Origin of the sequence: Pseudomonas sp. BF-RE-21, assembly GCF_019947305.1 — a bacterium.
GTDB classification, from domain to species: domain Bacteria; phylum Pseudomonadota; class Gammaproteobacteria; order Pseudomonadales; family Pseudomonadaceae; genus Aquipseudomonas; species Aquipseudomonas migulae.
This window is the reverse complement of record NZ_JAGYGF010000010.1, coordinates 72,913-93,971: the sequence shown is the minus strand read 5'-3', so window position 1 is coordinate 93,971 and position 21,059 is coordinate 72,913. Positions and strand designations below refer to the sequence as shown.

General features: G+C 60.2%; 20 protein-coding genes. 3 read left to right on the top strand and 17 right to left on the bottom strand.

All coding sequences use genetic code 11. The features are described from left to right. Positions 1 to 5 precede the first annotated feature (5 nt). The 4 genes from KGB25_RS10175 to KGB25_RS10160 all read right to left on the bottom strand — a co-directional run bounded on the left by KGB25_RS10175 (position 6) and on the right by KGB25_RS10160 (position 3,683). Positions 6 to 866, bottom strand: a complete 861-nt coding sequence (locus KGB25_RS10175; protein WP_192229123.1) for an HlyD family secretion protein — start codon at positions 864 to 866, stop codon at positions 6 to 8. 10 nt (positions 867 to 876) lie between these two features. Beyond that, positions 877 to 1,083, bottom strand: coding sequence for a DUF1656 domain-containing protein (locus KGB25_RS10170; RefSeq protein ID WP_008032988.1), 207 nt, complete (start codon positions 1,081 to 1,083; stop codon positions 877 to 879). Continuing rightward, complete coding sequence (locus KGB25_RS10165) at positions 1,070 to 3,058, bottom strand: FUSC family protein (RefSeq protein WP_223434884.1); 1,989 nt, start codon at positions 3,056 to 3,058, stop codon at positions 1,070 to 1,072. The genes KGB25_RS10170 and KGB25_RS10165 overlap by 14 nt, the downstream gene beginning before the upstream one ends. A gap of 157 nt (positions 3,059 to 3,215) precedes the next feature. Beyond that, complete coding sequence (locus tag KGB25_RS10160) at positions 3,216 to 3,683, bottom strand: ferritin-like domain-containing protein (RefSeq protein WP_207285449.1); 468 nt, start codon at positions 3,681 to 3,683, stop codon at positions 3,216 to 3,218. Positions 3,684 to 3,887: 204 nt separating this feature from the next. Here KGB25_RS10160 and KGB25_RS10155 point away from each other — a divergent pair, with 204 nt between their 5' ends. Both KGB25_RS10155 and KGB25_RS10150 read left to right on the top strand, forming a co-directional pair. After that, entirely contained in the window at positions 3,888 to 4,124 is a 237-nt protein-coding gene (locus KGB25_RS10155; protein WP_003213031.1) for a DUF3820 family protein, read from the top strand. 9 nt (positions 4,125 to 4,133) lie between these two features. Then, positions 4,134 to 5,315 (top strand): aminotransferase class V-fold PLP-dependent enzyme, encoded by a 1,182-nt coding sequence (locus tag KGB25_RS10150; protein ID WP_223434883.1) that lies wholly within the window; start codon positions 4,134 to 4,136, stop codon positions 5,313 to 5,315. A 2-nt stretch (positions 5,316 to 5,317) separates the two neighbouring features. Here KGB25_RS10150 and KGB25_RS10145 read toward each other — a convergent pair whose 3' ends face one another. From KGB25_RS10145 to zwf, 4 genes are all read right to left on the bottom strand, one after another. Then, a complete protein-coding gene (locus tag KGB25_RS10145) occupies positions 5,318 to 6,043 on the bottom strand; it encodes an intradiol ring-cleavage dioxygenase (RefSeq protein ID WP_192417067.1) in 726 nt (241 codons plus the stop codon). A 265-nt stretch (positions 6,044 to 6,308) separates the two neighbouring features. Beyond that, positions 6,309 to 6,974, bottom strand: coding sequence for a bifunctional 4-hydroxy-2-oxoglutarate aldolase/2-dehydro-3-deoxy-phosphogluconate aldolase (locus tag KGB25_RS10140; protein WP_008032978.1), 666 nt, complete (start codon positions 6,972 to 6,974; stop codon positions 6,309 to 6,311). Positions 6,975 to 6,991: 17 nt separating this feature from the next. Beyond that, the gene (pgl, locus tag KGB25_RS10135) at positions 6,992 to 7,705 is read right to left on the bottom strand and encodes a 6-phosphogluconolactonase (protein WP_008038595.1); all 714 of its coding nucleotides are present in this window, start codon (positions 7,703 to 7,705) and stop codon (positions 6,992 to 6,994) included. Next, the gene (zwf, locus tag KGB25_RS10130; protein ID WP_008032976.1) at positions 7,692 to 9,161 is read right to left on the bottom strand and encodes a glucose-6-phosphate dehydrogenase; all 1,470 of its coding nucleotides are present in this window, start codon (positions 9,159 to 9,161) and stop codon (positions 7,692 to 7,694) included. The genes pgl and zwf overlap by 14 nt, the downstream gene beginning before the upstream one ends. Before the next feature lie 242 nt (positions 9,162 to 9,403). Here zwf and KGB25_RS10125 point away from each other — a divergent pair, with 242 nt between their 5' ends. Beyond that, entirely contained in the window at positions 9,404 to 10,264 is an 861-nt protein-coding gene (locus tag KGB25_RS10125) for a MurR/RpiR family transcriptional regulator (RefSeq protein ID WP_177318169.1), read from the top strand. Positions 10,265 to 10,392: 128 nt separating this feature from the next. Here KGB25_RS10125 and KGB25_RS10120 read toward each other — a convergent pair whose 3' ends face one another. From KGB25_RS10120 to KGB25_RS10080, 9 genes are all read right to left on the bottom strand, one after another. Further along, positions 10,393 to 11,247, bottom strand: a complete 855-nt coding sequence (locus KGB25_RS10120; RefSeq protein ID WP_008038602.1) for a D-hexose-6-phosphate mutarotase — start codon at positions 11,245 to 11,247, stop codon at positions 10,393 to 10,395. A gap of 115 nt (positions 11,248 to 11,362) precedes the next feature. After that, entirely contained in the window at positions 11,363 to 12,709 is a 1,347-nt protein-coding gene (locus KGB25_RS10115; protein ID WP_192229117.1) for a carbohydrate porin, read from the bottom strand. A 173-nt stretch (positions 12,710 to 12,882) separates the two neighbouring features. Further along, positions 12,883 to 14,043: an ABC transporter ATP-binding protein gene (locus tag KGB25_RS10110; RefSeq protein ID WP_223434882.1), complete on the bottom strand. Its 1,161-nt coding sequence runs from the start codon at positions 14,041 to 14,043 to the stop codon at positions 12,883 to 12,885. Between the two features lie 4 nt (positions 14,044 to 14,047). Beyond that, entirely contained in the window at positions 14,048 to 14,893 is an 846-nt protein-coding gene (locus KGB25_RS10105; RefSeq protein ID WP_008032971.1) for a carbohydrate ABC transporter permease, read from the bottom strand. Further along, positions 14,886 to 15,794, bottom strand: a complete 909-nt coding sequence (locus tag KGB25_RS10100) for a carbohydrate ABC transporter permease (RefSeq protein WP_008032969.1) — start codon at positions 15,792 to 15,794, stop codon at positions 14,886 to 14,888. Before KGB25_RS10100 ends, KGB25_RS10105 begins: the two co-directional genes overlap by 8 nt. Positions 15,795 to 15,965: 171 nt before the next feature. Next, entirely contained in the window at positions 15,966 to 17,273 is a 1,308-nt protein-coding gene (locus KGB25_RS10095) for an ABC transporter substrate-binding protein (protein ID WP_223434881.1), read from the bottom strand. 117 nt (positions 17,274 to 17,390) lie between these two features. Next, positions 17,391 to 18,650, bottom strand: coding sequence for an AGE family epimerase/isomerase (locus KGB25_RS10090; RefSeq protein WP_223434880.1), 1,260 nt, complete (start codon positions 18,648 to 18,650; stop codon positions 17,391 to 17,393). 182 nt (positions 18,651 to 18,832) lie between these two features. Next, positions 18,833 to 20,302: an ATP-binding protein gene (locus tag KGB25_RS10085; protein WP_223434879.1), complete on the bottom strand. Its 1,470-nt coding sequence runs from the start codon at positions 20,300 to 20,302 to the stop codon at positions 18,833 to 18,835. Further along, the gene (locus KGB25_RS10080; RefSeq protein WP_008031015.1) at positions 20,292 to 21,023 is read right to left on the bottom strand and encodes a response regulator; all 732 of its coding nucleotides are present in this window, start codon (positions 21,021 to 21,023) and stop codon (positions 20,292 to 20,294) included. Before KGB25_RS10080 ends, KGB25_RS10085 begins: the two co-directional genes overlap by 11 nt. Positions 21,024 to 21,059: the final 36 nt, after the last annotated feature.

The window sequence follows — 21,059 nt, the reverse complement described above, 5'->3', positions numbered from 1 at the left end:
TGATCTTATCGCCCCTCCTGCACCTGCACACTCGCCGTCATCCCCGAACTCAAATTGATCCCCTCGGGCACCTTGTCCAGTTTGATTCGCACCGGAATCCGTTGTGCCAGTCTCACCCAGTTGAATGTCGGTTCCACCTCTGCCAACAACTGCCCATCCGGCGTGGTGTTGCGATCGGTAATCCCGCGACTGATGCTTTCCACCTGCCCTTCCAGCGCCTCGCCCGCGCTCATCAACCAGACCTTCACCGGATCGCCGACGCGAATCCGCGGCAGTTTGGTTTCTTCGAAATACGCCTGCACATAAAACGTTGAATCATCGATCAACGCCATCACCGGTTGCCCGGCATTCACGTAATTGCCCTGGGCCAGGCGCAGGTTGGTGATGTGGCCGCTGCGGGGTGCGTGGACCTGACTGCGGGCAAGATTGAGTTCGGCGACCTTGGCTTCGGCCTGGGCTTCACGCAGTTCGCCACGAGCGATGCCGGCGTTGATTTGCGCATTTTCGCGCAGCTCGGCACTGATCGCTTGCGGCCCGAGGCTGGCGCGACGGCTGGCTTCGCGCTCACGCAGGTTGAGTTGCTGTTGACGGGTTTGCACCACCGCTTGCGCCTTCTCCAGCGCCGCTTCGAAACGGTCGCGGTCAATGCTCAATAACAGATCGCCGGCCTTCACCGGCTGGTTGTCGAAGGCCTTGAGTTCACGCACCCAGCCCGACACATCCGGGGCGATGACCACCACGTCGGCGCGAATCCGCGCGTCCCGGGTCCACGGCGTGAGCATGTAGTACTGCCACAAATGGAAACCGGCAAAAATCGCCAGCGCCACCAGGCACAGGGTTACCGCGACACGCACGGGTGTACGCATGTTCAACTCCTTATAAAGGTCCGAGGACGACGGTGATCAGGGTCAATACACAGACGTACAAGGCGCAATCGAATAACGCTTCGTGCCAGATCCAGCGACCGGCCGGGGTCAGGCGCAGCAGCAGGCGCAAGACCCCGGTGACCAGCAGCGCCAGCACCACATAAATCAGAAACGGGCTGAGCAGCACGCCGCCCACCGACCATTCACGCAAGCCCATGGCTTTGCTCCTGTTGATGGCACCAGGCGCGCCAGCTGTTCTGCAATTGCAGCACCGCGCCCTGGGCCAGTTTCACCGGGTCGCTGGGTGGCAACGCGTACAAGGTTTTCAAGAATTCTTCGCTGGGTTGTTCCAGCGCATCCGCGCAGTGGCCGGCCGGGCCTTGTTCGAGGATGTTTTCCAGTTGTTCGAGATAACGCCGCTGCGCGGCATTGACCGGTGCCTGCGCCGCCGCCAGGCTCAAGCGCAAATGCAGCAGCTCGTCACCAATATCGAGACCGAGCAAGCCGTCGTCCCAGCGGCTGCGCGCCGGTTCCGGCAGTTCCGGGTAGTGCCGCGCCAGTTGCAGCAAGCGGTCGGCCATGCGTCCGCCGAACCAGCTTTCGGCACCGCGCAGATTGCGTCGGGTCAGGCGCACCAGATCGTCGAGGGTCGCCGCCAGCAAACGCCGACCGTGCCACGTCGGGTTGCGCAGGATCAGCAAGTGGAAGGCCAGCGCCGCCGCCCCGACGCCCACCACCATGGCTTGAGCGCTGTTGAAGAACGTCGCGACATCAAACTTCATCGCGTTGAGCGGTGACACCAGCACGATGAAATGCAGACAGAACGACGTGGCCGTGGCGCCGATCTGCGGCCTGGCCATGCCCAGCGCACCGAAAAACAACGGCACGCCCATGCCCATGCAGAGCAGCGCAAAACCACTCCATTGCGGCAGCAGAATCTGCCCGACAAAAAACGCCGCCGGGATCGCCAGAAAAATCCCGCGCATGAAACTCATGCCAATTTGCGCGCCGTTTTCGCGACTGGCGAACAGGCTGCACACCACACACGTCAGCACCAATGCGCCCGACGCGGCGGGCCATGCAGTGGCCAGCCAGAAACACGACACCACCAGAAACGCCAAGGCACTGCGCGCGCCGAACACCAGCGCCAACGACAGGTCGCGATGCGGTGTCAGGGTGCGCGGCGGGTCGACCGCTTCCTTGCCCTCCTCCACCGCCGTCAATGCCGCGCTCGCCGCCATCGCGGTATCCATCAGCAGGGTGAAACGGACCAGGCAGTAACTCTGCGCAGAGCTGATCTGCGGGTCATGGCTGGCGTCGAGCAAGCGCGGGCGCAAGGTTTGCAGCATTGCGGTGTCCGGGCTGGCGAGCGCTTGCTGAACCTCGTTCATCCACGGCATCAATTGCTCGGCTTCCTGCGGTTCAAGCTGCTTCCACTGCCGGCGCACCGAGCGTGCGATGCGCAGCAACATCAACAGTTTCTGGCTCAATCCGCTGATGGCCCGCGCACGTTGCCGACCCAGCCCGCCTTCGAACCAGGCATGTTCGCGCTGAGCATCCACCGCGACGATGCGACCGAGGATTTCCAGCAGCCCCTTGCGCGCCTGACCGTCGCCGGCCAGGGTTGCGCGTGCGGCGTTCATCCCACTCTGCCACGCCGTTCGCGCCTGATCCGCCAGTTGCCGCTCGACCCGCATCGGCCATAGCAGCGCGCTGGCGGCGGTGGCGCAGAGAATGCCCAGACAGATTTCCGTGCAGCGCGCCACGGCTTGGTCGAACACCGTCAGCGGGTGGCTGATGGCGGGTAATGCGATGATCGCCACCGTGTAACCGGCCAGCACAAACGAATAGGACCAGGCACTGCGCAGCAGCGTCGAACTCGCCGTACACAACCCGAGCCACAACGCCAATGCCAGCAAAAACAGCCACGGCGTCTGGGCGAACAGGCCCATGAACACCACCGACATGAACGTCCCGATCAGCGTCCCCAGCAGCCGCGCCAAACCCTTTTGCACCACCATCCCGGACAACGGTTGAGCGACGATGAACGCTGTCATCAACGCCCAGGCCGGTTGCTCCAGGCCCCAGCGCAATGCCAGCCACAATGCCAGGCCGCCACCGAGTAACGTCTTGATCGCGAACTGCAAGGCGCGGCGGTCAGGCGCGAATAAAGCCTGCAAAGTGATAGGCACGTAAAGCACTCTTGAAAGGACGATTTAACGATAGTCGGGTTCATCGAAGTGACCGGTAAATCAAATTATTAGCTGGCTATCTATCAGGCGTCCAGCGCTAAAACCCAGGCACAAAAAAACGCCAGGCTGGCTGGCGTTTTTGACAGGCTTTACGCGCTTACGAGCGTGCGCGAGCCTGGTTGCGCAGGGCTTTCACCTGATCGTGATTGCGTTGCACACCGTGATACTGACGTTCAACCAGGTCACGAATGCCCACCAGGTTGTGCTTGTTGATTTTCTCGATGGCTTCCCGGTAAGCCTTCAGTGCATGGTCTTCACCGCGTTCGGCTTCGTTCAGAACGGCTTCTTCATCCTTGCCGGTGAATACTGATTTCACGTCGACCCAGCGGCGGTGCAGGTCACCACTGACGCTGGTGGAAGTTTCCGGATCGCCGCCCATCGAACGCACCGCAGCCTGCAGTTCGGAAGCCGCAGTGGCGCAGTCGGTCGAGCGAGTGATGAACAGTGTTTTCAGTTCTGGATGCTTGATGTCTTCAGCGCAGGTCTTGAACCCTTCCTGACCGTCTTTGCTGGTTTCAATCAGGTCGTTGAGTACAGAGATCGCTTCTTTATTAATGTCGGTCATTTTTCAATTCCTTGCGGGTTGATGAAAGATGCAATAGGTATTGCACCCTGCATGCCAGCCTTGAACTGATAATTTATTTGTTAATTTTCAACAACTTAGTTTTAAAGAGAAAATCTGTATCCGTTTTTTTTGCATGATCTGTCAATTGGCCTGCATGCAGAATGCCTGTATTTTCCAAGGCTGTTGAATCAAGACGATCGATTGATGAACCCTGAAAAACTCGAACTGCTGATTACCCGCGAAATGCCCTTCGGCAAATACAAGGGCCGCATCATTGCCGACCTGCCCGGCCCCTACCTGAACTGGTTTGCCCGGGAAGGTTTCCCCCATGGCGAACTGGGCGGACTGCTGGCCCTGATGCAGGAAATCGATCACAACGGCTTGTCGGAACTGCTTGAACCGCTGCGCGCCAAACACGGCAAACCCGCCCCTCGCCACTGAGCCGTCCCCATGCCCGATAACACCCGCCGTGCCCGTGATGAAATGTTCTGGCAAACCTTTGCCGACCGCTATGCCGTCGAACCCGGCCCGATCAACCTCGAGAACGGTTACTTCGGCCGCATGTCGCGTACGGTGATCGAGGAATACCAGCGCAACATCGAACTCATCAACCGCGGCAACTCGGTGCATGTACGCCAGCGTTTTGAACAGGGTGAAAACCTCGCGATCGTGAAACGTCTCGCCGACCTGATGGGCGTAACAACCGAATCTGTCGCCTTCACCCGCAACGCCTCGGACGGTTTGCAATCGCTGATCCGCAATTACAATCGCCTGAAACCCGGTGACCAAGTGCTGATCTGCGACCTGGAATACGACACGGTCAAAGGCGCCATGCGTTGGCTGGCCCGGCATCGCGGCGTGGAAGTGATCGAGATCGAACACGCCCACCCCGCCAGTTTCGACAGCTTGTTGGCGACTTACCGCGACGCCTTCGTGCGTTACCCAAAGCTCAAATTGATGGCCCTGACTCACGTCACTCACCGCACCGGCCTGGTGATGCCGGTGCAGGCGATTGCGGCCGCCGCCAGGGAACACGGGATCGACGTGATCCTCGACGGCGCCCATGCGCTCGGCCAGATCGAGTTCAGCCTCGATGACCTCGGCATCGCGTTCGCCGGTTTCAACCTGCACAAGTGGATCGGTGCGCCGCTGACCCTGGGCTTCATCTACATCGCCCCGGAGCGCCTTGCCGACATCGACCCGGACATGGGCGAGATGCATTTCCCGATCACCGACATTCGCGCCCGCACGCCGTACAGCACACCCAACATCCCGGCGTTACTGACTCTGCCACTGGTGTTCGAAGAACATCGGGCGATGGGCGGTTCCGCGGCCAAGGGTGCCCGGCTCAATTACCTGCGCAACCGCTGGGTCAACGCCGTACGTGACTTGCCGGGCATCGACGTCATGACCCCGGACGATCCGCGACTGTATTGCGGCATCACGTCGATGCGCTTTACCCGGCATGCCGACCAACAAGCAATGGCCGGGCGGCTGCTCAAGGACTTCAACCTGTTTACCGTGGTGCGCAGCGGTGCAGCGAGTGGCCCGTGTATCCGCATCACGCCGGGGCTGACCACCACTGCAGCAGACATGGATGCGCTGAGCGAGGCACTGAACGAGCTGCGCTGACGTCACACGGTGTACTTGTCGAAGTCCTCCGGCTTGAGCTGTGATGAAATCGCGAACGTGTCGATGCCAATGGTCATCTGCCCGAAAAAACCGTCTTCTTTCGAATCTCGACCGAGGGTGTGAACGTTCAGGGTCGAGGCTTCGCCACCCATGCTGGTGTAGAAATAGTCTTCGTCGTTGGTCAGCGCGGTGACGGTTCGGCCGCTGTATTCCCTGGCATTGAGCACCGAGCGCGAGGCCACTTCGGGGAAGTACAGCTGGCCGACCCAGGCAACGTGGCGCTCTTCGAGGTAGTTGTTGCCGGCGGTCACTCGAATCGCGACGTGTATGTGCAGCGCGCGACCGGCATAGAACCCCGGATAGATCGTGGTGAAACGCACGATGCCCTTCTGGTCGGTGAATTGCCCGCCGCGCAGATACGTGTCGTCGTCGGTACGCGGGATCGCGCCGATATCGCCGACATCGACTTCCTTGTCCGGGTTGACCTTGCTCCACCCCGAATAGGCGCCGCGGGCATTGCAATGCCAGATATCGACGATGGCCCCGTTGACGGGCTCACGGGTCATCGCATCGATGATCGTCAACCGTAGGACCAGCGGAATACCGTCCAGGCCTTCGCTGATGTTTCGTCTGATCAGTTTCGGGTTGCGAAAATACGGACCGGCGATCTGTTCGGGTGACAGCAGGTAAGCCGGTTGTGCGGATGTCACTGAGGTGTTGTCGTCCATGACGTTCTCTCTTCCATAAGATGAACGCAGGTTAACGCGGGACCGGCGGCGAGATGCGGTAACTATGTATCGCATGATGTCCTTGTAGGAGCAAAGCTTGCTTGCGAAGGCGTCGGTACAGTCAGCATCGGATGTGACTGGACTGACGCCTTCGCAAGCAAGCTTTGCTCCTACGGGGGCTTTCTTTGGGCAAAAAAAAACGGTGCACCGACCAAGCGCACCGTAAAGCCGTAGAACACACAACGAAGTGTTGGGTAAAAGCAGGTCAGTCCAGCAGCGCCAAGGCCTCGGCGGTGCATTCCTGAATGCGGGCCCAGTCGCCGTTCTTGATCCACTCCGGATCAAGCATCCAGCTACCGCCCACGCACATCACGTTTTTCAACGCCATGTAGCTCTTGATGTTGGCCGGGCCGACGCCGCCAGTCGGGCAGAATTTCACTTCGCCAAACGGGCCGCCCAAGGCTTTGATTGCCGCAACGCCGCCGCTGACTTCCGCCGGGAACAGCTTGAAGCGGCGATAGCCCAGACCGTAGCCTTCCATGATGCCCGAGGCGTTGCTGATGCCTGGCAGCAGTGGAATCGGGCTGGCGACACTGGCTTCGAGCAGGTCACGGGTGATGCCCGGCGTCACGATGAATTGCGAACCGGCGGCTTCGGCAGCGGCCAGCATCTGGCGATCGAGCACGGTGCCGGCACCGGTCACCAGTTCCGGACGCTGCTCGCGCAGGATCTGGATGGCCTTGAGGCCGAACTGCGAACGCAGGGTCACTTCCAGGGCTGTAAGACCACCGGCAGCCAGGGCGTCGGCCAATGGCAGCACGTCCTGTTCGCGAGCGATGGTGATCACCGGCAGAATCCGCGCCTTGGCGCAGAGGCTGTCGATCAGGGCAACTTTGTCCGCCATGGAAACGGTCGGGGATGGGGTTGTCATAGCGGCTGTTCCTTGGCTCATGGGCACCAGTAAATCTCTAACGTGGGTTGCAGAAACGCGCGGATCGGCATTTCGGCGACATCGTCACCGGCCAGCGCGAAACTCAGGGTGGTCAGCTTGGACTGACCGGAAATCGACAGAATCTTGTGTTTGGCCGAGGCCAGCAGCGCACGACTCATGGTCAGGCGCTGATGCGGCACGGTTGGCGCCAGCATCGGGTAGCAACGACGCTTGCCGTCGGTTTTCAAGGCATCGGCCAGGTTCGGGCTGTTCGGGAACAGCGACGCGGTGTGGCCGTCGTCGCCCATGCCCAGCACCAACACGTCAATCGTCGGCAGCTCGGCGAGCAGGCGATCAGCCTGTTCGGCCGCTTGCTCCAGGTTCGCGGTGGCGCTGTACAGGCTCAGGAACTGAGCCTTGGCCGCCGGGCCTTGCAACAGGTAACGCTTGAGCAGACCGGCATTGCTGTCGGCATGTTCAACCGGTACCCAGCGCTCGTCCGCCAGGCTGACCACCACGTTCGACCAGTCCAGCGTCTGCTTGGCCAGGTGCTGGAAAAACGCCACCGGACTGCGCCCGCCGGACACCACCAGCGTGGCCGTGCCTCGAGCATCGATCGCCTCGCTCAGTTGCCTGGCCACCTGCAGTGCCAGGCCTTCGGCCAGCAACACCGGGCTTTTGAACGCATGGGCGCTGACGCCCTGCGGCAATTGCAAATTAGATATCGCCATACCACGACCTCCCGTCCCGCGTGATCAGAGCAATGGAGCTCATTGGTCCCCAGGACCCGGCCGCGTACGGCTTGGGCGCATCACCGGATTTTTTCCACCCGGCGATCAACTGGTCACACCACTTCCACGCGGCTTCGATTTCATCTTTACGGACAAACAGGTTCTGATTGCCACGCATCACTTCCAGCAACAACCGCTCGTAGGCATCGGGGATCCGTGCGCTGCGCCAGGTGTCGGAAAAATTCAGCTGCAACGGACCGCTGCGCAGCTGCATGCCCTTGTCCAGGCCTTGTTCTTTGGTCATCACACGCAAGGAAATGCCTTCGTCCGGTTGCAGGCGGATAATCAGCTTGTTGCTGATTTGCAGGCGCTGCTCCGGGGCGAAGATGTAGTGCGACGGTTCCTTGAAGTGGATGACGATCTGCGACAGCTTTTGCGGCATGCGCTTGCCGGTACGCAGGTAGAACGGCACGCCGGCCCAACGCCAGTTGCGGATGTCGGCACGCAGGGCGACGAAGGTTTCGGTGTCGCTCTGGGTGTTGGAATTCGGTTCTTCCAGGTAGCCAGGAACTGATTTGCCTTCGCTGTAACCGGCGATGTACTGGCCGCGCACCACTTGCGTGGTCAGGCCTTCCGGGCTGATCGGCGCCAGCGCCTTGAGCACTTTGACTTTCTCGTCACGGATGCTGTCGGCGGACAGGTCGGCCGGCGGGTCCATGGCGATCAGGCAGAGCAGTTGCAGCAGGTGATTCTGGATCATGTCCCGCAGCTGACCGGCCTTGTCGAAGTAGCCCCAGCGGCCTTCGATCCCGACCTTCTCGGCCACGGTGATTTCCACGTGGGAAATGTAATTCTGGTTCCACTGGGTTTCGAACAGGCTGTTGGCGAAACGCAGGGCGATGAGGTTTTGAACGGTCTCTTTGCCCAGGTAGTGGTCGATGCGGTAGGTGCGGTTCTCCGGGAAGAACTGCGCCACGGCGTCGTTGACCTTGCGCGAGGATTCGAGGTCCGAACCGATCGGCTTTTCCAGCACTACGCGGGTGTTCTCGGCCAGACCGACCTTCGCCAGGTTCTCGCAGATCGCGCCGTAAACGGCGGCCGGCGTGGCGAAATAGGCAATCACCCGCTGGGCGCTGCCGGCCAGTTCGGCCAGGGCGAGGTAATCGTCAGCCTTGAGGAAATCGACGTGCAGGTAGCTCAAACGAGACAGGAAGCGCTCGACCACCGCCTCGTCCAGCTCTTTGGCCCCGACGTAGCGACGCAGCTCGGACGCGATGAACGCCAGATGCTCCTGTTCGCTACCGGGCTCACGGGCCAGCGCGATGATGCGCGTGTCCTCATGCAGCAGGCCTGCGCCATCGAGTTGATAGAGGGCAGGAAACAGCTTGCGCAGGGCCAGATCGCCAAGCGCGCCGAACAAGGCAAAGGTGCACGGTTCAACCGTAATCGAAGGCATGATGTTTGTTCTTTTATCAAGTTAAGCTACAAATACCTTTTTTCAAGGCATCGCTCAAGAGAAAATGTAGTAATAACCACAACATTTTCGCAAAATACAGATTCCGAGTGGTGGTCGGTTGGTGCCATCAGTAGGATAGGCCACCGCTTGGGGCCCTATCAAAGGCCCAATTTGCATAGCAACACCCTTATTTGCATCGCAGTGCACTCGTGTAGGTGCACCAAGGAAATCATATGGACCGCGTGCGAAATTTACTGGAACAGATCCAGAATCGCCTTGAAGACCTGAACAAGGCTGAACGCAAAGTCGCCGAAGTGATCCTGCTCAACCCACAGCAGGCCACCCGGTTCAGCATCGCCGCCCTCGCCCAGGCCTCCAAGGTCAGCGAGCCGACGGTCAACCGTTTCTGCCGTTCGTTCGGCGTCAGCGGCTACCCGGAACTCAAGCTTCAGCTCGCCCAGAGCCTGGCCAGTGGCGCGGCGTATGTCAGCCGTGCGGTCGAGGCCGACGACAATCCGGAAGCCTATACCAAGAAGATTTTCGGCAGCGCCATCGCGTCGCTGGACAGTGCCTTGCAGGCGCTGGACCCGAACCTGATCAGCCGCGCCGTCGACTTGCTGATCCAGGCCCGGCAGATCCACTTCTTCGGCCTCGGCGCCTCAGCCCCGGTGGCGCTGGATGCGCAGCACAAATTCTTCCGCTTCAACTTGGCCGTCACCGCCCATGCGGACGTACTGATGCAGCGCATGATTGCCTCGGTGGCCCACACCGGCGAGTTGTTCGTGATCATTTCCTATACCGGTCGCACCCGCGAGCTGGTGGAAGTGGCGCGTATCGCCCGGGAAAACGGTGCATCGGTGCTCGGCTTGACCGCTGAAGGTTCGCCGCTGGCCAAGGCCAGTACCTTGAGCCTGAACATTCCGTTGCCGGAAGACACCGACATCTACATGCCGATGACTTCGCGGATCATTCAGCTCACCGTGCTGGACGTGCTGGCGACCGGCATGACGTTGCGCCGTGGCGTGGATTTCCAACCGCATTTGCGCAAGATCAAAGAGAGTTTGAATGCGAGCCGGTATCCGATTGGGGATGAGTTTAATTAATCAGGTTTGAGTAGTTTGTGGCTGATAGTCCGTCTTCGCGGGCAAGCCTCGCTCCTACAGGTTCAGGGTGACCTGTAGGAGCGAGGCTTGCCCGCGAAGAGGCCAGCGGCAACACCGCGAACCCTGAACTAAACCCCCACCCGCGCCTGCAAACTCAAATGCGCTTTCTGCCCCGGCGCCAGGCTCAAGCTATCAGTCCCGCCGCTCGCCGCTTCCACACACACAAACTCGGAAATCTCGTTCCAGCTCACCCCCAGCAATGGACGCGTCCCCGGATGCCAGACCACCGTGTCCGCATCATCCCCGGTATCGATGCACAATTGCCGCTGCCAGGCGTGGTCCTTGAGCTGCAATTCGCCGTCATGCTGGAACACCCGCTGACAGCCACCCTCTACCCGCAACTCGCCTTCCTGCTGACAAACCTGGCGGTTCAACTGGTCGTAACCTTGCGCCCCGTCAAGCCCAGACAGCGCTATCTCACCGACATCACCAATACGCCAATAGGCGTGCAATGCCTGGCTCAATTGGCACGGCAGGCTGTCCTGATGCTCGGTGCTCAGGCGCAACTCCATGCGCTCACCAAGGTGGGCATGCAGGTCCACTTGCCAGTCGCACAACTGCAATTGCCAGTGCAGGCGCACGCCGTCATCGTCATGACGGCTGTCGAGCAGCTTCCAGTCCAGCAAGCGCGCCCAGCCATGGGACGGCCAGGCGTTTTCGCTCGGATGGCGGCCATACCACGGCCAGCACACCGGCACGCCGCCGCGAATCGCACCGACATGCGGCCACTTCGCCGCGCACCAGAGCCAGGGCTTCTGGCCCTTGGGCTGAAAGTGCAGCAACTGCGCGCCCTGACGACTGAACACCGCCTGACACAGCGGGTGATCGATCACCAGAACGTCGCGCATCTGATAGCGCTCCCACGCAAACACCGGACGTTCGCGCAAGGATTTGAAGAAGCGTTGTAGCGGATGCTCATGCATGTGCCACGGTCCTGAAAATCAGCTGTCACCGGGGTGTGCCGCCCCCCAAAAAAAAGCGGACAGCCTGGGCTGTCCGCAAAAATGCGCACATAGAGAGGAGCTTATCGCAACAGCGTTAGAACACCGACTGAATTTTCAGGCCGGCGACCAGCGCGTTATCGACTTCATCCACACCGCCCGGGTGAGTGATGTATTGCAGGTTGGGACGCACGGTCAGCCAGTTGGTAACGTGGAAGCCGTAGTTGATCTCGTAGTTGTATTCGGTGGTACGCAGTGGCGAGAACCGTGGATCGTTGTAGTCCGTGACATTGTTGGCGGCGTTGACCAGCTCGGCGTTTTTCTTCACGTCATCGTTGACATGAATACGCGCGAAACCGATACCGACGTCATCTTTCGGACGAGCATCGAACGGGCCTTTGTACACAAACATCAACGACTGGTAGTTGTCGACGAAGTTGGTGTCCTTGTCGTGGAACGTGGCGTTGGCCGAAACGGTCAGGCCGCGGCTCTTGTCACCGTTGTGGTCGGTCAGCTGTTGCTGCGCCACGAACCAGTAGCCGGACTTGCTGTCGTGGCTGCGGTAAGCGTTGCCGCTGGTGGCAGCATCAGCACCGTTGTCGTCTTCACGAACGTCATTGGCATCAGCCGTGCTTTTGTAGTAACCGACACGGTATTCGCCCGGCAGGTTGTTAGGGTTAGGCAACCAGACCAGTTCGACCGGCAGGACAGTGCCGTTGGTACCACTGCCGCTGAGCTTGAAGCCGTTACCGTGCTCCAGTTGCGACGTGTTCTGGTTGTACGCGCCGATCTGCGCATAGAACTCAGGCGAGATGTTGTACTTCACGCGGACCGCAGCCTGCATGACCGGCCAGTTGTACCAGATGTTGGTCGCCCAGTTACCCACCTGGGAACCGCAGAACGCCAGGTTCTGGAACTCGCAAGGGAAGGTGTTGAAGTCTTCGCCTTCGCCGAAGTAACCGGCCTTGACGTCCAGTTTTCCGTCGAGGAACTGGTGCTTGATCCACAACTGGGTCAGACGGACCATATGGCCGCGACCGTAGACTTCCTGGGAAGAACTCAAGGTGCCGGCACGTGGGTCGCCGACACGGTCATTGGAGATGTTTTCGCCGTTACGGTTGGTCAGCTGGATCTTCGCCTGGGTGTTATCCCAGCCCCACAATTTTTGCAGGTCCAGTGCCACGCCCAAACCAAACTGGTCGGCATAACGCGCTGTCTTGTCGTCGTTGAAGCCGCCGTGAAGGTTGCTGCCCACTTCACCGACGTAGTCCATTTTGATGTCGATGCCTTGCTCGATCAGCTTGGTCCGCTCACCACCCCAATCACCGGTCATCCATTCGGAATCGGCGCTGAACGCGTCAGCCGCGTGCACACTACCGGCCAACATCATTGCCGCAATTGCCGACAACTGGCAGATAAGCTGAGCGTTGTTGTTCTTCTTCATCCCTACATCCTCGTTTTATTGTTATTAACTGTTTTTATCTAACGCGGTTACATCGGTTGCGATGCGCGACAGGCCGCCCACCGCATATCCCCCCTGTAGGAGCCAGGCTTGCCGGCGAAGGCGTCACTGAAATCGCTTTCGCCGGCAAGCCTGGCTCCTACAGTTTTTGATCTTCAGCGGTTTTTGAACTGGGTGACGTTGGCGCTGTGAACTTCGGTTTTTGGCAGACCGGCCACCCCCAGGCGCTCCCCGGTCTTGGCATCGAACAGCAGCACTTTCGATGGATCGAATTGCAGGGTCAGGGTCTCGCCCACGGCCGGCGCAACGTCCGGCGCCAGGCGGCAGCAGACTTTGGTTTCATTCAGATTGACGAACACCAACGTGTCCGGACCGGTCGGTTCGGTGACCTGCACTTCGGCGCGAATGGTCGGCAAACCATTGGCCTCGCTGCCCGCCAGCACGATCTGCTCAGGGCGCATGCCGAGGATCACTTCGCGATCTTCCAGACCGGCGTCCTGCATGCCCAACGGCAATTCGCAGCGCGCCTGACCGCTGTCGAGCAGCGCCAACAGACGACCGTCCTTGCGTTGCAAACGCAGGGGAATGAAGTTCATCGGCGGCGAACCGATGAAGCTCGCCACGAACAGGTTGGCCGGGTTGTTGTAGATGTCTTTCGGCGTGCCGAACTGCTGAATGATCCCGTCCTTCATCACCGCCACTTTGTCGCCCAGCGTCATCGCTTCGATCTGGTCGTGGGTCACGTAGACCGTGGTGGTTTTCAGGCGCTGGTGCATCAGTTTCATTTCGGTGCGCATCTCGACGCGCAGCTTGGCGTCGAGGTTGGACAGCGGTTCGTCGAACAGGTAAATCTTCGGCCGACGCGCCAGGGCACGGCCCATCGCCACACGCTGTTGCTGACCACCGGAGAGCTGGCCGGGCTTGCGGCTCAGCAGGTGCTCGATCTGCAATAGCTTGGAGACGCGAGCGACTTCTTCGTCGATTTCGGCGGCGGGCATTTTGCGAATCTTCAGGCCGAAGGCGATGTTGTCGCGCACGCTCATGGTCGGGTACAGCGCGTAGGACTGGAACACCATGGCGATGTCGCGATCCTTCGGGCTCATGCCGCTGATGTCGGCGTCATCCACCAGGATCGCGCCGCCGCTGATGGTTTCCAGGCCGGCGATGCAGTTCATCAGCGTGGATTTACCGCAGCCCGACGGACCGACCAGGATCAGGAATTCCCCGTCATCGATCTTCAGTTCGATGTTTTTCAGGGTGTCCGGCAAACCGGCGCCGTAGGTCTTGTTGACGTTGCGTAATTCGAGAGTTGCCATGTTTCTACCCCTTGACCGCGCCGGACGTCAGCCCACGCAGGAAATACTTGCCAGCGAATATGTAGACCAGCAGTGTCGGCAGCCCGGCGATCATCGCGGCGGCCATATCAACGTTGTATTCCTTGGCCCCGGTGCTGGTGTTGACCAGGTTGTTCAGGGCCACGGTAATTGGCTGGGCATCGCCACTGGCGAAGACCACGCCGAACAGGAAGTCATTCCAGATCTGGGTGAACTGCCAGATCAGGCAGACCATCACGATCGGGATCGACATCGGCAGCAGGATCTTCCAGAAAATCGTGAAGAAGCCTGCGCCGTCCAGGCGTGCAGCCTTGACCAGCGCATCCGGGATGCTCACGTAGTAGTTACGGAAGAACAGCGTGGTGAACGCCAGCCCGTAGACCACGTGCACCAGCACCAGACCGGTGGTGGTGTTGGCCAAGCCGAACTTGCCGAGGGTGAACGAAGCCGGCAGCAGCACGGTCTGGAACGGCAGGAAGCAGCCGAACAGCAGCAGGCCGAAGAACAACTGCGAGCCACGGAAGCGCCACATCGACAGCACGTAGCCGTTCATGGCACCGATGAAGGTCGAGATAAAAACCGCCGGCACGGTGATTTTCACCGAGTTCCAGAAGTACCCGCCGACCACGTCCCAGGCCTTGATCCAGCCGATGCCGTCAATGACGGTCGGCCAGCTCAGCAGGTTGCCGGTACGGATGTCTTCCGGGGATTTGAAGCTGGTCAGCAGCATCACGATCAGCGGAATCAGGTACACCGCAGCGGCCAGCAGAAGCGTGGCGTAAATCGCGATGCGGCTGAAACTCAGCGTTGGTTTTCCGAGTTGATTAGTCATGGCGTTTGCCTCGCAGCTCGGAGTACAGGTACGGCACGAGGATGGTCAGCACGGCACCGAGCATCAGCATGGCGCTGGCCGAACCGATGCCCATCTGGCCACGGCTGAAGGTGAAGGAATACATGAACATCGCCGGCAGGTCGGACGAGTAGCCGGGACCGCCCGCCGTCATCGCCGCCACCAGGTCGAAGCTCTTGATCGCGATGTGCGCGAGGATCATGAAGGCGCTGAAAAACACCGGGCGCAGGCTCGGCAGGACGATCTTCAAATAGATGGTCGGCAGGCTCGCACCGTCGACTTGCGCGGCACGGATGATCGATTGATCGACACCGCGCAGACCGGCCAGGAACATCGCCATCACAAACCCGGAGGCTTGCCACACGGCAGCGATCACCAGGCAGTACACCACGCGATCCTGATCCACCAGCCAGTCGAGACGGAAGCCTTCCCAGCCCCAGTCACGCAGCATCTTGTCCAGGCCCAGGCCAGGGTTGAGCAGCCATTTCCAGGCCGTACCGGTGACGATCATCGACAGCGCCATCGGGTACAGGTAAACGGTGCGAATGAAGCCTTCCTTGCGAATGCGCTGGTCCAGCAGCACCGCGAGGAACACGCCCAATACCAGGCTGATGCCGATGAACATGCCACCGAAGAGCGCGAGGTTCTTGCTCGCGACCCACCAGCGATCGTTGTCCATCAGGCGCATGTATTGCTGCAGGCCGACCCATTTGTAGCTCGGCATGAAGCTGGAATTGGTGAAGGACAGTATGAATGTCCAAATGATGTAACCGTAGAAACCAACCAACACGATGAGCATGCTTGGCGCGAGTACCAACTTGGGTAACCAGCGTTGCAGCGCATCGAACGGTGAGGCTTTGCTGAAAACCGCCACAGAGCTCATCGGGATAATCCATTGGAGAAGTGAGTATCTGTAGGAGCGAGGCTTGCCCGCGAAGGCGGCGTAACTGTCGACAACTCTGTTGAATGTCAGACTGCTTTCGCGGGCAAGCCTCGCCCCTACAAGGGGAACGGTCCCAGAAAATTGCCGCAGGCGAGCCCGCGGCCTCAGGGATTACTGGGCGGCTTTGACAGCCGATGCCAGTTGGGCGCTGGCCTTGGCCGGGTCAGCGTCCTTGTCGTTCATGAAGTTGGTGACCACGTCGAAGATCGCGCCTTGCACGGCCAGGGAAGTGGCCATGTTGTGCGCCATGCTTGGTTGCAGGCCGCCGGTCTTCTCGTCCGCCAGGAAGTCCTTGGCGGCGGTTTGAGCGCAGGCGTCGAAACCGAGCTTGTCCATCTCGTTCAGCATGTCGGTACGGACCGGGATCGAACCCTTGTTGATGCTGAAGACTTTCTGGAAGTCGGTACCCAGAGCGACCTTGGCCAGGTCTTGCTGGGCGGCGATGTCACCCTTGCGATCAGCTTTCAACTTGAATACAGCCATCGAGTCGATGTTGTAGGTGAAGGCTTTTTCGGTGCCCGGGAACGGCACGCACTGGTAGTCCTTGCCGGCGATTTTCTTCGCCGCAGTCCATTCGCTTTTCGCCCAGTCGCCCATCATCTGCATACCGGCCTTGCCGTTGATGACCTCAGCGGCAGCGATGTTCCAGTCACGACCGGCGCGGTTCGGGTCCATGTAGCCGGTGAGTTTTTTCAGCTCGGTGAACGACTTGGTCATTTCCGGCCCGGACAGGGTTTTCTGATCCAGGTCTACCAACGCTTTTTTGTAACCATCGGCGCCCATGACCGAGAGCACCACGTCTTCAAACACGGTGCTGTCTTGCCAAGGCTGACCACCGTGGGCGAGCGCGATGAAGCCGGCGGCTTTGAGCTTGTCGCCGGCGGCGTAGAATTCTTCGAGGGTGGTCGGGGCTTTGTCGATCCCGGCTTTCTTGAACACTTCCGGGTTGATCCACAGCCAGTTCACACGGTGAATGTTCACCGGAACGGCCACGTAGTCGCCTTCGTATTTGACGGTGTCGGAGACTTTCTTGATCAGCAGGTTATCCCAGCCTTCGGACTTGGAAACGTCTTTCAGGGTGTCGGTGCTGAGCAGGCCAGTGCTGCCCCACTCCTGGATGTCCGGACCCTTGATCTGGGCAACGCCCGGCGGGTTACCGGCGACTGCGCGGCTTTTCAGTACGGTCATGGCCGTGGAACCGCCACCACCGGCGACTGCGCCGTCCTTCCAGGTGAAGCCGTCTTTTTCGACTTGAGCCTTGAGGACATCGACCGCTGCTTTTTCACCACCCGACGTCCACCAGTGAACAACTTCCACCGAACCTTTGGAATCGGCGGCAAGGCCACTGAGAGGAAATGCACTGAGGGGAAGCAGCGACGCGAGAGAAATGACAGTAGCGAGGCGAGAAATCGCATTCATCTAGTAGTACCTTTCTTGTTGTTATGCATGCAAGTCTGGTGCTTGCGCTGCATAGGATTTTAAACAGGAGTCATCCCCTCGCAGGTAACGAAGGGACGCGTGAATGTCACCGCATGGTTACATAGAACCGCTCTGGGACAGACTCGCCAAGGCACTGGCCATGCTCGGCGCCAGCGGCAGGCGCGGAATCAACACGGCTTGCCAGGCGTGATAGAGATCGGGTTTGCCGGCCCAGATATCGGCGCTCGGACGGTTCTGCGGATCGAGCTCGTGATACCAACTGCCCTCGCAGCGGTCGATGAAATGACTGTCACAAAATTCCCAGAACAGTCGGTACCAGGTTTCATATTGCTCATCGCCCGTGCGTTTAAGCAGCGCGCTGGCGGCGGCGCTGGCTTCGCAATGGGTCCAGTGCAAGCGATGGCGAACCACCGCGCGATTATCCCAATCGAGGGTGTAGACAATCCCGGGCAGCCCGTCGATATCCCAGCCGTGGCGGCAGTTGTGCTCGAAGAGTTTTTGCGCGTCAGTGGCGAGCCAACCGGGCGTCAGCATCCCGGCCTGTACTCGCGCAGCTTCGAGGTGCAGCAACAGCCGGGCCCATTCGAAGCCGTGTCCCGGCGTGGTGCCGTAAGGACGGAAACCGTCGGCCGGGTTGTCGTGGTTGTAGTCGCGCAACGGCTGCCAGTCGCGGTCGAAATGTTCGACCACCAGGTAATCGTTGGCGGCGGCGTGACCATGGATCACGCGCTCGACGATCCGTTGCGCGCGGCACAACCAGCGATTGTCTTGCGTGACATCGGCCAGGGCGAGAAAGGCTTCGGTGGCGTGCATGTTGCTGTTGGCGCCGCGATAACGTTCCTCTTCACGCCAGTCGCGATTGAAGGATTCGCGCATTGCGCCCTCCTCCTCACTCCAGAAATACGTGTCGATGATGTGGATCGCGTCATCGAGCAAGGCCTGTGCGCCGGGACGCCGCGCCACCACGGCGGAACTGGCGGCCAGGGCAACGAAGGCGTGCAGGTAAGCGGCCTTGCCGGTGTTGTCGTCAAGGTGATGCGCGGTGGCGAACCAGCCACCATGCTCGGCATCGCGCAACGGCCCGCGAAGGGCATTGATGCCGTGATCCACCAGCTCGGCGAAACCCGGCAGGCCCTGGATGTGCGCCATGGCGAAGCTGTGGGTCATGCGCGCGGTGTTCATGGTTTCGGCATGGGCGTTGGTCGGGAGACAGCCCTTTTCGTCGAGATTGCCGAAGCCCTCGGGGAGCTTCGATGCCTTGGCGAATGCCAGCAGACGCAAGCCTTCGGCGGCGAGCCATTGCTGATGGGCCGGTGCGTTCAGCCAACTGCTGAAAGCGGGTTGGAAGGTGTCCATGGGGTGCCTTTTTTGTTGTTATGACTGCGGGCAGTCTAAACAACGGGCGGTGGCGGGCTTGTAACGAAGGGGGCGAGTTATGTCACCGAATGGTGACATTTTGTAGGAGCCAGCTTGCTGGCGATGGCGTTTTCAATGACGCTATCGCCAGCAAGCTGGCTCCTACAGGGATTTGTGTTTTTTCAGTCGATTGATCGAGGCAATTGGAGCGTCACCCGCAACCCACCTTCACGCAGGTTTTGCAGGCTGACTTCCCCGCCATGGCTATGGGCAATGTTGCGCGCAATGCCCAATCCCAACCCATAACCCTGCTGCTGCCCGGCCAGACGAAAGTGCGGCTCGAACACCTGCTCCAGTCGCTGCTCCGGCACGCCCGGCCCCTCGTCATCGACATGCAGGACAAACGCGTTCTCGTCGTCATCGATGTGTAGGTGCGCGTTCTGACCGTACTTCAAGGCGTTGTCGATCAGGTTGCCGATGCAGCGCTTGAGCGCCAGCGGTTTACCCGGATACGCCGCCAGCGCCCGCCCCTGCTGGGTCACGCGACCATTGCCGTTAGGCGCCAGATACGGTTCCACCAGGCAATCGAGCACATGGTTGAGGTCCACCTGCTCGATGTTTTCGTGGATGTCAGTGTCTTTCACGCATTGCAGCGCGCCTTTGACCAGAAGCTCCAATTCATCGAGATCACGACCGAATTTGGCTTGCAGCTTTTCGTCCTCAAGCAATTCCACCCGCAGGCGCAAGCGGGTAATCGGCGTGCGCAAATCATGGGAAATAGCGCTGAACAACTGGCTGCGTTCAGTCAGGTAACGGCTGATACGTTCGCGCATCGCATTGAAGGCGCGCCCCACTTCCACCACTTCACTGCCGCCGCCCTCCGCCACCGGCTCGACTTCCGCCCCGAGGGACATGTCCCGCGCCGCCCGTGCCAAACGCTTGAGCGGTCGGCTCTGCCAATGCACCAGCAAGCCGATGAACAACAGCAAAAAGCCGCTGGTGAGGACGATGAACCAGACTTGCTGCGCCGGCAGGCCTTGCTCTTCAAGGCTGGTGTAGGGCTCGGGCAACAGCGAGGCGATGTACAGCCACTCGCCCGGTGCCATCTGGATTTGCGTGACCAGCACCGGCGGATTCACCGGCTCAAGGGTCAATGCGTAGTGCGCCCAGGAACGCGGCAGCTCATCCAGTTTCAGGCCACCGTTGAAGATCCGCAGATCTTCGGGGCTGACAAAAGTCACCGAGATATCGGTGTCCTGGCCGAGCGACTGGCGCAGCACTTCGTCCACGGCTTTGAGCACCGCCTCTTTGCGCGGGGTGATCGGCAGCACTTCCATGCCAAGCGGTTTGTCGTTGAGGGTCACCACAAAACGGGTGCCGCCCATGCTGCGCAACTGGTCGAGCACCAGCGGCCTGAACGCCACCGGCAACGAGCGAAAATAACTGACACTGGCGGTCATCGAATGGGCAAGGCTGCGGGCGCTGGTGACCAGGCCTTCCAACTGCGTGGCACGCAATTGCGAGACCCAGATCACGCTCGACAACGTCTGCGCGAACAACACCGCCAGCAAGGTCAGCAGCAACATCCGCCCGAGCAGCGAACGTGGGACCGGAACCTTTGCCGCGAGCTTGCGCAACACCTCAGTGACCATTGCTGGCAACCACATTGGCCGCCAACTGATAACCGCTGCCGCGCACGGTGCGAATCAGTCGCGGCGGTTTTTCGGTATCGCGCAGGCGTTGGCGTAAACGGCTGACGGCCATGTCGACGATCCGGTCCAGCGGCATCAGGTCGCGGCCACGGGTGGCGTTGCCGATGGTGTCGCGGTCGAGGATTTCCTGGGGGTGATCGAGGAACAGTTTCAGCAGGGCGAAATCGGCGCCGGAGAGAATCACCTCTTCGCCATCGATGTGGAACAGCCGATGGCTGACCATGTCCAGCCGCCAGTCATCGAAGGCCAGCACTTCACTGCCGGAACGTTCCTGGCCGAATTGCGCACGACGCAACAAGGCTTTGATCCGCGCCTGCAATTCACGAGGGCTGAAGGGTTTGCCGAGGTAGTCGTCGGCGCCCAGTTCCAGGCCGATGACGCGGTCGGCTTCGTCGGAGCTGGCGGTGAGCATGATGATCGGTACTTGCGCCTGACGCGGGTGCTGGCGAATCCAGCGGCAGAGGCTGAAACCGTCTTCGTCGGGCAGCATCACGTCGAGGATCACCAGATCGCTCGGCGCATCGTTCAACGCCTGGCGGAAACCGGCGCCGTCGGGCGTGGTACGTACCTGGAAACCCGCGCGGGTCAGGTAGGTGTCCAGCAACTCGCGTATCTCTTGATCGTCATCGACCAACAAAATCGACTTGTTGACTGAGCTCACGGGGCGGCGTCCTTGTTGTTTGAATTGGAGGATTAT

Bases quoted from the DNA above. Each gene is read 5' to 3' on its own strand.
- KGB25_RS10155 (WP_003213031.1), top strand. From the start codon at position 3,888: ATGAACCCTGAAAAACTCGAACTGCTGATTACCCGCGAAATGCCCTTC.
- KGB25_RS10120 (WP_008038602.1), bottom strand. From the start codon at position 11,247: ATGCATGAGCATCCGCTACAACGCTTCTTCAAATCCTTGCGCGAACGT.
- KGB25_RS10105 (WP_008032971.1), bottom strand. From the start codon at position 14,893: ATGACTAATCAACTCGGAAAACCAACGCTGAGTTTCAGCCGCATCGCG.
- KGB25_RS10115 (WP_192229117.1), bottom strand. From the start codon at position 12,709: ATGAAGAAGAACAACAACGCTCAGCTTATCTGCCAGTTGTCGGCAATT.
- KGB25_RS10110 (WP_223434882.1), bottom strand. From the start codon at position 14,043: ATGGCAACTCTCGAATTACGCAACGTCAACAAGACCTACGGCGCCGGT.
- KGB25_RS10175 (WP_192229123.1), bottom strand. From the start codon at position 866: ATGCGTACACCCGTGCGTGTCGCGGTAACCCTGTGCCTGGTGGCGCTG.
- KGB25_RS10100 (WP_008032969.1), bottom strand. From the start codon at position 15,794: ATGAGCTCTGTGGCGGTTTTCAGCAAAGCCTCACCGTTCGATGCGCTG.
- zwf (WP_008032976.1), bottom strand. From the start codon at position 9,161: ATGCCTTCGATTACGGTTGAACCGTGCACCTTTGCCTTGTTCGGCGCG.
- KGB25_RS10145 (WP_192417067.1), bottom strand. From the start codon at position 6,043: ATGGACGACAACACCTCAGTGACATCCGCACAACCGGCTTACCTGCTG.
- KGB25_RS10090 (WP_223434880.1), bottom strand. From the start codon at position 18,650: ATGGACACCTTCCAACCCGCTTTCAGCAGTTGGCTGAACGCACCGGCC.
- pgl (WP_008038595.1), bottom strand. From the start codon at position 7,705: ATGGCGATATCTAATTTGCAATTGCCGCAGGGCGTCAGCGCCCATGCG.
- KGB25_RS10150 (WP_223434883.1), top strand. From the start codon at position 4,134: ATGCCCGATAACACCCGCCGTGCCCGTGATGAAATGTTCTGGCAAACC.
- KGB25_RS10160 (WP_207285449.1), bottom strand. From the start codon at position 3,683: ATGACCGACATTAATAAAGAAGCGATCTCTGTACTCAACGACCTGATT.
- KGB25_RS10085 (WP_223434879.1), bottom strand. From the start codon at position 20,302: ATGGTCACTGAGGTGTTGCGCAAGCTCGCGGCAAAGGTTCCGGTCCCA.
- KGB25_RS10095 (WP_223434881.1), bottom strand. From the start codon at position 17,273: ATGAATGCGATTTCTCGCCTCGCTACTGTCATTTCTCTCGCGTCGCTG.
- KGB25_RS10170 (WP_008032988.1), bottom strand. From the start codon at position 1,083: ATGGGCTTGCGTGAATGGTCGGTGGGCGGCGTGCTGCTCAGCCCGTTT.
- KGB25_RS10140 (WP_008032978.1), bottom strand. From the start codon at position 6,974: ATGACAACCCCATCCCCGACCGTTTCCATGGCGGACAAAGTTGCCCTG.